The organism is Uliginosibacterium sp. 31-12 (assembly GCF_030548425.1).
Lineage (GTDB): Bacteria > Pseudomonadota > Gammaproteobacteria > Burkholderiales > Rhodocyclaceae > Uliginosibacterium > Uliginosibacterium aquaticum.
This window is the reverse complement of sequence record NZ_JAUOOA010000005.1, coordinates 50,031-61,462: the sequence shown is the minus strand read 5'-3', so window position 1 is coordinate 61,462 and position 11,432 is coordinate 50,031. Positions and strand designations below refer to the sequence as shown.

General features: G+C 52.7%; 10 protein-coding genes. 8 read left to right on the top strand and 2 right to left on the bottom strand.

Annotated features, from left to right (window positions below):
• The first annotated feature begins 1 nt into the window (after position 1).
• The 8 genes from nuoI (at position 2) to fusA (ending at position 9,263) form a co-directional block, all read left to right on the top strand.
• Positions 2 to 490, top strand: a complete 489-nt coding sequence (gene nuoI / locus Q3Y64_RS11005) for an NADH-quinone oxidoreductase subunit NuoI (protein ID WP_101943095.1) — start codon at positions 2 to 4, stop codon at positions 488 to 490.
• 33 nt (positions 491 to 523) lie between these two features.
• Complete coding sequence (locus Q3Y64_RS11000; RefSeq protein ID WP_101943094.1) at positions 524 to 1,165, top strand: NADH-quinone oxidoreductase subunit J; 642 nt, start codon at positions 524 to 526, stop codon at positions 1,163 to 1,165.
• Complete coding sequence (nuoK, locus tag Q3Y64_RS10995) at positions 1,165 to 1,470, top strand: NADH-quinone oxidoreductase subunit NuoK (protein WP_101943213.1); 306 nt, start codon at positions 1,165 to 1,167, stop codon at positions 1,468 to 1,470. The genes Q3Y64_RS11000 and nuoK overlap by 1 nt, the downstream gene beginning before the upstream one ends.
• Positions 1,471 to 1,477: 7 nt before the next feature.
• Positions 1,478 to 3,502 (top strand): NADH-quinone oxidoreductase subunit L, encoded by a 2,025-nt coding sequence (nuoL, locus tag Q3Y64_RS10990; RefSeq protein WP_101943092.1) that lies wholly within the window; start codon positions 1,478 to 1,480, stop codon positions 3,500 to 3,502.
• Between the two features lie 33 nt (positions 3,503 to 3,535).
• Positions 3,536 to 5,017, top strand: a complete 1,482-nt coding sequence (locus Q3Y64_RS10985) for an NADH-quinone oxidoreductase subunit M (protein ID WP_101943091.1) — start codon at positions 3,536 to 3,538, stop codon at positions 5,015 to 5,017.
• Positions 5,018 to 5,052: 35 nt separating this feature from the next.
• On the top strand, positions 5,053 to 6,510 hold the full coding sequence (gene nuoN, locus Q3Y64_RS10980) for an NADH-quinone oxidoreductase subunit NuoN (protein WP_303562168.1): 1,458 nt from the start codon (positions 5,053 to 5,055) through the stop codon (positions 6,508 to 6,510).
• 72 nt (positions 6,511 to 6,582) lie between these two features.
• Positions 6,583 to 7,113 carry an NUDIX domain-containing protein gene (locus Q3Y64_RS10975; RefSeq protein WP_303561783.1) on the top strand — a complete coding sequence of 177 codons (531 nt, stop codon included), beginning with the start codon at positions 6,583 to 6,585 and terminating at the stop codon, positions 7,111 to 7,113.
• A 101-nt stretch (positions 7,114 to 7,214) separates the two neighbouring features.
• Complete coding sequence (gene fusA / locus Q3Y64_RS10970) at positions 7,215 to 9,263, top strand: elongation factor G (protein ID WP_303561782.1); 2,049 nt, start codon at positions 7,215 to 7,217, stop codon at positions 9,261 to 9,263.
• A 54-nt stretch (positions 9,264 to 9,317) separates the two neighbouring features.
• Here fusA and ubiG read toward each other — a convergent pair whose 3' ends face one another.
• Both ubiG and Q3Y64_RS10960 read right to left on the bottom strand, forming a co-directional pair.
• Positions 9,318 to 10,019, bottom strand: a complete 702-nt coding sequence (gene ubiG, locus Q3Y64_RS10965; protein WP_303561780.1) for a bifunctional 2-polyprenyl-6-hydroxyphenol methylase/3-demethylubiquinol 3-O-methyltransferase UbiG — start codon at positions 10,017 to 10,019, stop codon at positions 9,318 to 9,320.
• A 163-nt stretch (positions 10,020 to 10,182) separates the two neighbouring features.
• Positions 10,183 to 10,887 carry an OmpA family protein gene (locus Q3Y64_RS10960; RefSeq protein WP_170021119.1) on the bottom strand — a complete coding sequence of 235 codons (705 nt, stop codon included), beginning with the start codon at positions 10,885 to 10,887 and terminating at the stop codon, positions 10,183 to 10,185.
• Between the last annotated feature and the right edge of the window lie 545 nt (positions 10,888 to 11,432).

Below are 11,432 nucleotides of genomic sequence, written 5' to 3'. Positions count from 1 at the left end.
CATGGGTGCAGTCAAAGAATTTTTCGGCAGCGTTGTCCTGCTTGAGCTCTTCAAGGGTATGGCCCTGACTGGGCGACATATTTTTGCGCGCAAGATCACGGTGCAATATCCGGAAGAGAAAACTCCGCAGAGTCCGCGTTTTCGTGGTTTGCATGCTTTGCGCCGCTATCCTAACGGCGAAGAGCGTTGTATCGCCTGCAAGCTTTGTGAAGCCGTGTGTCCCGCCTTGGCGATCACCATCGAGTCCGCACAGCGTGACGACGGATCGCGTCGCACGACTCGTTACGACATCGATCTGACCAAGTGTATTTTCTGTGGTTTCTGTGAAGAAGCCTGTCCGGTCGATGCGATCGTTGAAACGCGTGTTCTTGAGTATCACGGCGAGAAGCGTGGCGACTTGTATTACACCAAGCAGATGCTGCTGGCTGTCGGGGATCGCTTTGAGAAGCAGATCGCCGAAGATCGTGCTGCCGATGCCAAATATCGCTAAGGCGAAAGTGCCACAGGCTTAATCGAGGAATTCATGGATCTTTCCTTCCCGACAATCTGTTTTTACCTTTTCTCGGCGATTCTGGTCTTCGCCGGGCTACGGGTCATCACAGCGCGCAATCCGGTTCATGCCGTATTGCATCTGGTGCTCGCTTTTTTCACCTCTGGCATGATCTGGATGCTGATGCAGGCCGAGTTCCTAGCGATCGCCATTGTGCTGATCTACGTGGGCGCGGTGATGGTGCTCTTCCTGTTTGTCGTGATGATGCTGGACATCAACATCGACAAGATGCGCGAAGGTTTCTGGCGCTATCTTCCGGTAGGGCTGGTAGTAGCGGGCATCATGGTCGCCGAAATGGCTATGGTGCTGAATGGCCGCTACTTCAGCGCCGAGGCAATTCCTGCGCCTGCGGAGCTTGACGCATCAGCCAGCAATACTCAGGCGCTTGCCCGTCTGATCTTTACTGATTATGCCTATCCCTTCGAGCTAGCTTCGCTGGTGCTGCTGGTCGCCATGATTGCTGCGGTGATGCTGACCTATCGCCGTCGTGAAAGCACACGCCATATAGATCCGGCCAAGCAAATTGCCGTGAAGGCCCGCGATCGGCTGGTGATCCATGCGATCGCCGCCGAGAAGGAAGAAGTAACCACTGGCACAGGAGATTCCGACAAATGATGGCGCCGCTTTCTCACGTCCTCATCCTCGGGGCAATCCTGTTTGCGATTAGCGTGGTGGGGATCTTCCTCAATCGCAAGAATCTCATCGTGCTGCTGATGGCCATCGAGTTGATGCTGCTGGCCGTGAATATGAATTTCGTGGCTTTTTCCAGCTATTACGGCGACGCTGCCGGGCAGATCTTCGTTTTCTTCATCCTGACCGTGGCAGCCGCTGAATCGGCTATCGGGCTGGCGATCCTGGTTGTGTTGTTCCGCAACCTGCGCTCGATCCATGTGGATGACCTCGACAGTCTGAAGGGTTGAGCACCAGATGAGCTCCATGCAGAAACTCTATCTCCTCGTCCCCATGGCCCCGTTGGCCGGGGCGATCCTTGCGGGTCTGTTCGGTCGTGTCATCGGTCGTGCGGCTTCGCATGTAGTGACCATCCTGGGCGTTGCAACGGCTTTGGTTGCATCGTTGTTCATCTTTCAGGATGTTCAGGCTGGCAATACTTTCAACGGCGCGCTCTATACATGGGCGGTCAGCGGCGGCATCAAGTTCGAAGTCGGTTTCCTGATCGACAGCCTGACCGTGATGATGATGCTGGTGGTGACTTTCGTTTCGCTGATGGTGCATATCTACACCATCGGTTACATGAGCGAAGATCCCGGTTACCAGCGTTTCTTCAGTTACATCTCGCTGTTTACCTTCGCCATGTTGATGCTGGTGATGAGCAACAACTTTCTGCAACTGTTTTTCGGCTGGGAAGCCGTGGGGCTCGTGTCCTATCTGTTGATCGGTTTCTGGTACACCCGACCGACGGCGATCTACGCCAACCTCAAGGCATTTCTGGTGAACCGTGTGGGGGACTTCGGTTTCCTGCTGGGAATCGGTCTGATCGCTGCCTTTGCCGGCACCCTGAATTACGCCGAAGTGTTCGCCAAGGCTCAGGATCTGCTTCAACTGACGGTGCCGAATACTGGCTGGCCGATGCTTACGGCAATTTGTATCTGCCTCTTCATTGGCGCCATGGGCAAGTCTGCGCAGGTGCCGCTGCATGTGTGGCTGCCTGATTCCATGGAAGGCCCTACGCCTATTTCCGCCCTGATTCATGCGGCAACAATGGTGACCGCTGGCATCTTCATGGTGGCCCGCATGTCTCCGCTGTTTGAACTGTCTGAGACAGCACTGTCATTTGTGATGGTGATTGGCGCGACTACCGCTTTGTTCATGGGTTTCCTTGGCATCGTGCAGAATGACATAAAGCGCGTAGTGGCCTATTCGACGCTTTCGCAATTGGGTTACATGACTGTTGCATTGGGCGCGTCGGCGTATTCGGCCGCCGTGTTTCATCTGATGACCCATGCCTTTTTCAAAGCGCTGCTGTTCTTGGGTGCCGGCTCTGTGATCATCGGTATGCACCATGACCAGGACATGCGAAACATGGGTGGTCTGCGCAAGTACATGCCGATTACCTGGCTGACCTCGTTACTGGGCTCTTTGGCGCTGATCGGGATGCCGCTGTTCTCCGGTTTTTACTCGAAGGATGCGATCATCGATGCGGTCCATCACTCCGGTATTCCGGGGGCTGGCTACGCTACTTTCTGCGTGCTGGCGGGCGTTTTCGTGACGGCCTTCTATTCTTTCCGGATGTATTTCCTGGTCTTTCATGGCGAAGAGCGTTTTGGTCATGTCCATAATCATCACGGCGATCACGCAGACGAAGAGTTGGAAGACGATCATCACCATGGGCTGGCCCCGGGTCAAAAACCACATGAGTCACCCTTGGTGGTTACGCTGCCGCTGATTCTGCTGGCCATTCCTTCTGTCCTGATTGGTTTTGGGACCATTGAACCAATGCTTTTTGGCGACTGGTTCAAGGGCGTGATCCACATTGCTCCGGCGCATGACACGCTTGCTGAGTTGCGCGAGTCCTTCCATGGCGGTTTTGGCATGGCCATGCACGGGCTGAAGACTGCGCCGTTCTGGTTGGCTACGGGAGGGGTGTTTACTGCTTGGCTTTTGTATCTGAAATTTCCGCACATGCCAGCCCTGATTCAGAGTCGACTATCCTTTGTGCATCGTGTGCTGGAGAACAAGTATTACTTTGATCGCTTCAACGAGATCGTCTTTGCAGGTGGTGCGCGCTTGTTAGGGCGCAGTCTCTGGAAGGGGGGCGACCAGATGTTGATTGATGGCGTACTGGTCAATGGTTCTGCGGCTTGTGTCGGCTGGGTTTCGCGTCTCTCGCGCGTGGTTCAGAGCGGTCTGGTTTATCAGTATGCTTTCTGGGTAATCATTGGCGTAGTGACCCTGCTGGTCCTGTGGTGGCCCATCTTGCGCCCCGAGTCGTGAAAGCCTGACGCTTAAAAGAATCCACGGATATATCTGATGACCATTCCTTATCTCAGCCTCTCGATCTGGATTCCGATCTTTGGCGGACTGTTGACCCTGTTTGCCGGAGCGGATCGCAATGCTCCGGTGGCACGTGCCATGGGCTTGATCTTTGCGTTGGCCGGTTTCTTCGTAACCTTGCCGTTATATGCGGGGTTTGATGCGTCCAGTAGCGCGATGCAGTTCGTTGAGTTTCGCAATTGGATTGTTTATTTCAATGCACACTATTCGTTGGGTGTGGACGGCATCTCAATGCCCTTCATCATGCTCAACAGCTTCATTACTGTGATCGTGGTGATTGCCTGTTGGGAGGTGATCCAGGTCAAGGTGGCGCAGTACATCGCTGCTTTCCTGATCATGTCCGGCCTTATGAATGGCATCTTTGCTGCTCAGGATGGCTTGTTGTTTTACGTCTTCTTTGAAGCGTCGCTGATTCCTTTGTATCTGGCGATTGGCATCTGGGGTGGTCCCAATCGCGTATATGCAGCCATCAAGTTCTTTCTTTACACGCTGCTTGGCTCCTTGTTGATGCTGCTGGCCTTCATTTATCTATTCATGGAGTCTCGTGGTAGTTTTGAACTGGCAGACTGGCACGCCCTTAAGCTTGGCATGCAGGCTCAATCCTGGATTTTCTGGGCTTTCCTCGCTTCTTTTGCAGTGAAAGTGCCAATGTGGCCTGTACATACCTGGCTACCTGATGCACACGTAGAGGCGCCTACCGGTGGTTCCGTCGTGTTGGCTGCCATTGCGCTGAAGCTTGGTGCTTATGGTTTCCTGCGTTTTTCCTTGCCGATCGTGCCAGATGCATCGCAGATGATGGCCCCGCTAATCATTGCCCTGTCGCTGGTAGCTGTGATTTATATTGGCTTTGTAGCAATCGTGCAGGCGGATATGAAGAAACTGGTTGCCTACTCCTCGATCTCTCATATGGGTTTCGTGACACTAGGCTTCTTCATGTTCAATCCGCTTGGCATGGAAGGCGCATTGGTACAGATGATTTCGCACGGGTTTGTTTCGGCAGCCATGTTCCTTTGCATCGGTGTTCTGTATGACCGCATGCACAGTCGTGAGATCGCTGATTATGGCGGCGTCGTGAACTCCATGCCCAAATTTGCTGCGCTCTTCATGCTGTTCTCCATGGCGAATGCGGGCTTGCCTGCAACCAGCGGTTTTGTGGGCGAGTTCATGGTGATTCTTGGTGCTGTGAAATTCAATTTCTGGGTGGGTTTCGCGGCAGCTAGCACGCTGATTCTTGGTGCGGCCTATACCCTCTGGATGTATAAGCGTGTCGTATTCGGTGCAGTGGGCAACCCCCATGTGGCCGAACTTACAGACATTAACAAGCGCGAGGGCCTAATGCTCGCCGTGCTGGCGATCTGCGTACTGGTGATGGGCCTTTATCCCTTCCCGGTCACGGAGATCATGCATGTTTCCGTGGTAGACCTGCTAAAGCACGTTGCCGCTGGAAAACTGTGAGCAAACTGGATTAGGCGAATTCGCACAGGCGCATGATGGACTTTCAAATTCCGAATTTCGTACCACTCATTCCTGAACTCATCTTGGCCGGAATGGGTTTGGTCATCCTGCTGGCAGTTGCTTTTTCCCGCTGCTATGCGAACACGATTGCCTACTATCTGACCCAGGCTTCCTTGATCTCTGCCATGGCTGGTGTCGTGATGGTGAGTTCTGAACTGGATGTCACTTTTGGCCAGATGTATCTCTACTCGCCTCTGGGGGATTTGCTTAAGGTGGCTACCTGTGTTGCCGTGGGACTTGGTCTGCTTTACGGCCGTCGCTACATGCAAGATCGCAAGATCGAATCTGGCGAATATTATCTGCTGGTTCTATTTGCCACACTTGGCGTGATGGTTTTGATCTCTGCGGGCAGCCTGCTGACTGTGTATGTTGGTCTTGAAATGCTCTCTTTGAGTTCGTATGCGTTGGTGGCCGTGAATCGGGACTCGGTACGTTCCACCGAGGCTGCGATGAAGTACTTTGTTCTTGGTGCTTTGGCTTCCGGTTTGCTCCTGTATGGGATGTCCATGGTGTACGGCGCCACTCAGTCGCTGGGTTTGATTGAAATTGGTCGAGCACTGTTCGAGCAGCAAGCTGCAAATCGCACGATTTTGCTGTTTGGCTTAGTGTTTCTAGTTGCAGGTGTCTCCTTCAAACTCGGTGTGGTCCCTTTCCATATGTGGATGCCTGACGTTTATGAGGGGGCGCCCACGCCGGTTACCCAGTTCATCGCAACCGCATCAAAACTTGCGGCCTTTGCAATGGCATGTCGTTTGTTCGCTTTTGGTTTATGGGACCTGATGGACCATTGGAAACAGATGCTTTTGATTGTAGGCATTGCTTCGATCGTGTTGGGTAACATCGCCGCGATTGCACAGAACAACATCAAGCGCATGCTGGCTTATTCAGGCATTTCTCATATGGGCTTCATGTTGCTGGGTTTCGTCTCTTCGACTACTGCCAACCCTCATCATGCTTACGCTTCTTCACTGTTCTATGTTTTGACCTATGCGCTGACTACGCTTGCGGCTTTCGGCATCATCAATCTGATGTCTCGGGCAGGTTTTGAATCTGAAAATCTCGAAGATCTGCGAGGCCTCAATAAGCGAAGTAGTTGGTGGGCGGCCATGATGGCTGTCGTGATGTTCTCGATGGCAGGCATTCCTTTTTTTGTGGGTTTCTTTGCCAAATTCTTCGTGCTTCAGGCTTTCTGGCAGGCCGGCTACGCCGTTCTGGCAGTCGTGGCTGTGCTGATGTCTTTGATAGGCGCTTACTACTATTTGCGCGTGGTGAAGATAATGTTCTTTGACGAGCCTACGATTACGGACGCTTTGCCGGCAACTCGTTTTACCCGCATCGTACTGTCCGGTAATGTATTGATGCTTGCTGCCTTGGGGCTCTTCCCCAGTTTACTGATGCAAATTTGCGTAGTGGTGATGCAGGCCTCGCTCTGATCACTGAGGCTCAAGTCAAAAAGCCAGCTTTTCGCTGGCTTTTTCTTTTTCAGATCGTTTGGAGCACAGAGAATGGATTTGACAGAACGATTGATTGAGGGTGGCCGGGTCTTTGAGGGGAAGCTCCTTGAGGTGCGTAGGGATCGGGTTGCATTACCTGATGGGGGGGAGGCTCTGCGTGAATATGTGCAGCATCCTGGTGCTTGCGTGGTCATAGCGGAAGTTCGGCCGGGAATTTTGATTTTTGAGCGGCAGTTTCGTTATCCCCTGGGGCAGGTTTTTATTGAAATGCCCGCAGGCAAGATTGATCAGACAGACTCTTTGCTAGGGTGCGCGCAACGCGAATTACTGGAGGAGACGGGTTATAGCGCTAGCAGTTGGCAGCACGTCGGGCGAATGCATAACTGCATTGGCTACTCGAATGAAAAAATAGAGATTTTTCTGGCTCGTGAGTTGTTACCGGGCAAGCCGGAGCTTGATGAAGGTGAGTTTGTTGAGGTATTTGAAATGTCTCTCGATGAAGCTGAACAGGCCGTGCTAGACGGCCGTATCACGGATGCAAAAACAATTACCTGCCTCTTCTGGGCCCGACGCCTTCTTTAGCCATGACGGACAAACAGGCAGTGTGCGGATTCAGCTGATTGAATCACTCTTTCGCAGGGTGTAGGGTGACTTGTCATCACTCCAGTGCGAGGGGCACGGACATGCCAGATACACAGAACATTCGCACTTTGGCTCTCTTCGGGCATGCCGGATCCGGCAAAACTACCCTTGTCGAGCAACTCTTGGCGCTGGCTGGGGCCATCCCCCAAGCGGGAAGCGTTGAAAAGGGGACGACCGTCTGCGATTACGACCCGCTAGAAAAAGAGCATCAACACACAGCCAAACTTGCTCTTGCGCATCTCGATCAAAGCGGGGTGAGGGTTCAGTTGCTCGATACTCCGGGTTTTCCTGATTTTGCTGGTCAGGCGATAGCAGCACTGGATGCCACAGAAACAGTCGTGACCCTCATTAATCCTCAGAACGGCATCGAGATCAGCGCCTCGCGCGCCATGCTATGGGCCCAGACTCGCAAATTGTGTCGGGTTGTCGTAGTCAATCGTATTGATACTGAACGTCTTGATTTGCCCGGTTTGATAGAAGACCTGCAGTCAGCATTTGGCCGTGAGTGTTTGCCGATAAATTTACCGGCTGATAGTGGTAGCAGGGTTGTTGATTGTTTTTTCAGTCTCACTGGAGATGCAACCGATTTCTCAAGTGTCAGCGAAGCGCATCAAGCGATCATCGAGCAGATAGTGGAGGTTGATGAAGGCTTGACTGAGCGTTACCTAAATGGCGAAGAAATAGCTCCTGAAATCCTGCATGATGCATTCGTACATGCATTGAGAGATGCACATTTGATTCCTGTCCTGTTCACCTCTGCGCGTAGCGGAGCAGGGTTAAAAGCATTTCTGGATTTTGTTGTGCGTTTGGCTCCTAGTCCGTTTGAAGGGAATCCTCCCCTTTTTGAGAGATGGCCTAATGGAAACTCGGAGCTTGCCCAGCCTTTGCGTGCGTCCCACTCGCCAGTGGAACATGTAATTGCACATGTTTTCAAAGTCGAAGTCGATCCTTACATGGGCAAAATAGCCTGTCTGCGCATTCTCCAAGGGACGATTACACCGGAGAGCCTGCTGTATGTCGGAGATGGACGAAAGCCTTTTAAGGTGACTCATCTATATCGGGTGCAGGGCAAGCAACTGCTTGCTATAGAAGAGGCAGGGCCGGGAGAAATCTGTGCCATTACCAAACTGGATGAGTTGTTCTTCGGTACGGTTTTGCATGATGCGCCTGAAGACGCATTAATTCACTTCAAGCCCTTACCTTTACCTCATGCTGTGTATGGACTTGCTGTGCGTGTGAAACGGCGAGGGGAAGAACAAAAACTGGCGGAGGTTCTGCATCGTCTTGCTGTTGAGGATCCTGGCTTGCAGGTCGAGAGTGATCCTACAACACATGAAGTTGTTATTCGCGGACTAGGCGAATTGCATCTTGGGAGGATGCTTGAACGTATGAATTCGCAATACAAGCTTGATGTGGAGTCTCATCCCCCGACTATTCCGTATCGAGAAACGATTACCCGTAGTGCCGAGGGACATCATCGGCACAAAAAACAAAGTGGCGGTGCCGGTCAGTTTGGTGAGGTATTCCTTCGAGTTCTGCCGCTAGGTCGTGGTGAAGGATTTCGTTTTAAAGACGAGGTTAAGGGGGGCGCGATTCCTGGGGCTTTCATTCCAGCCGTAGAGAAGGGGGTGCGTACGGTCTTGGAGTCTGGGGCGATTGCTGGATTTCCGATTCAAGATATTGAAGTCACCGTTTATGACGGAAAAACTCACTCAGTGGACGGGAAGGAAATTGCCTTCGTGACAGCCGGTCGGAAGGCTTTTCTGGATGCAATGAAAAATGCACACCCCGTTGTGCTTGAGCCCTTGGTTAATCTGGAGATTCTCGCGCCGGATTACACCTATGGAGATGTTTCTGGAGAGATTTCCGCAAGGCGCGGACAGGTGACCAATACAGGAAACGCTCGTGCTGGAATGGTCGCCATCAACGCGCGAGCGCCACTTTCTGAGTTGTCGGATTTTCAGGGGCGGCTAAAGGCTCTCACAGGCGGGCAGGGGAGTTACACGCTGGCCATGTCCGGTTATGAAACGGCACCACCAGCAGTGCAGCAACAACTGATGGCTGCTTTTAAACCAGGAGAGGAGGACTGATTTTTGAGGGGGGTAGGTTGAAAAAAACCGATTAAGAGTTGGGGCGTTCCAATCTTAGATCGGGCGTTGCGCACGCATCAGATAATTTACATCCGTATCTCTGCCTAGCGCATATATCTTGCTGAAAGGGTTGTAAGTCATCCCTATCAGTTCCTGTGCGTCAAGCCCGGCAGTGCGAAGATGCGCGGACAGCTCTGATGGTTTGATGAACTTTGCGTAATCGTGTGTGCCGCGTGGCAGCATGTTTAGAACGTACTCTGCGCCGATTACAGCGAACAGGTAGGCCTTGAAATTTCTGTTCAGTGTTGACAGAAAGACGTGCCCTCCTGGTTTGACCAGTTTTGCGCAAGCTCGCACGATACTGGCAGGATCTGGTACATGCTCCAGCATTTCCATGCAGGTGACTATATCGAAACTCTCTGGCTGTTCGGTTGCCAGTGCTTCGGCTGATACTTTACGGTAATCGACCTTTTGTCCGCTCTCGAACAGATGTAAGCGAGCTACTGACAGAGCCTTGTCTGACAGATCAATGCCAACAACTTTGGCGCCGTGTCCAGCCATGCTTTCGGCCAAAATCCCGCCGCCACAACCAATGTCCAGTACGCTCTTCCCTTCTAGCGAAGAGTTTTGGTCTATCCATTCTAGGCGTAGGGGATTGATTTCGTGTAGCGGGCGAAATTCGGAGTTCGGATCCCACCAGCGATGGGCGAGCTCGCTGAATTTGGCGAGTTCTTTTTCGTCGGCGTTAGGGCTCATGGTCTGTACTTTGGGCATTAAAGGATAGTAACGAGAACGTCAGTGAGATGTGCTTGTTTTTCTGTTTTAAGCAAGTAAGGGCGTGAGAAGTTTGGCTTTTATGACATGGCGCTGAAAATAAAAAAAGCCCAGCTTTAGCTGGGCTTTTTAGGCGTTCGGCAAATTACTTGCTGCCGACAGCTTCCAGTTCGACGCGACGATCAGCGGCCAGGCAATCAACCAGCTTCTTGTTCTTGCCGTTTTCTGCGCCCAGTTTCTCGCAGGTCTTGCCGGTCACCGGTTGGGTTTCGCCCTTGCCTTCGGTGTAGACCTTGTTAGCGGGGATGCCTTGGCTAACCAAGAAGTCCTTCACTGCGGCGGCACGCTTTTCAGACAGTTTCTGGTTGTAAGCCGGGGAGCCGATGCGGTCAGCGTGACCTACAGCGATCACAACTTCCAGCTGGGTCAGAGTCTTGGCATCAGCCGCAAACTTGGCTAGGCCGCTCTTGCCTTGGTCGGTCAGGTCTGCCTTGTCATAGGCGAATACTGCATCAGCCGGCAAGCTGACTTTCTGAGCCGCAGGAGCGGCGGCGGCGGGAGCAACTGGAGCAACCGGAGCTGCCGCAACCGGAGCAGCAGCCTTCGGCTCTTCCTTGATTTCACCACATTCGACGCCGACCGGGACGCCCTTCTCGGTCAGAACGCTCTTGATGAGGTCAGTGGAGTAGTTGCTGGAACGCAGGCAGTTACCGAGACCATCCTTCTCAACGATATTGCCGGAGCCGATGATGTACGGTTGAACCGGAGCGGACTTCACCACGATCTGGGCTTGGGCACCGGCGGTAAAACCTGCGATGGCGGCCAGAATGAACAGTTGCGATTTTTTCATATTCTCCTCGTTGCAAGGCTGGTTGCGAACTCAATTACTGGACATAGCGGCTTGCCGATGCCCCCGAATTACACTTCTCAAAACTTTGCTTCCTTAATGCACAGACTTTTTACTCTGCGCATTGAGCTTGACGGCGAGTGCCTATCAGCGCTTCGCGGCATTCTGCCACAGGCTGGAAACACGCAGCAATTCATTGTTGCTGACGTGCAACAGATTTCCGGCTTTGATGCGCGAATTGCCACCTGCCCAAACGTCTGTGTCTGCCGACCCTCTCACGACATGTACGAAGTGTGTAGCAATGTCATGCCAGTGGGAACCTGATTGATTTCAGATGGAATCGCACAAAGGTCTGGGGTGCGCGGCCTCTTCGAAAGGCTTTGCGCTGAAGGTCGCCGTGTGTAGAACTTGATGTTCTGGCGTCGCTCAAGCGTTTTCTGGATGTTTTAGCCAGTCAAACTGACTAATGCAGTTTTTGAGTCGGGTCGAATCGGTCCTTGCTGGTGCCGTATTTGCCTTCTCATTCACATCGCGTCACGGCATAGCCG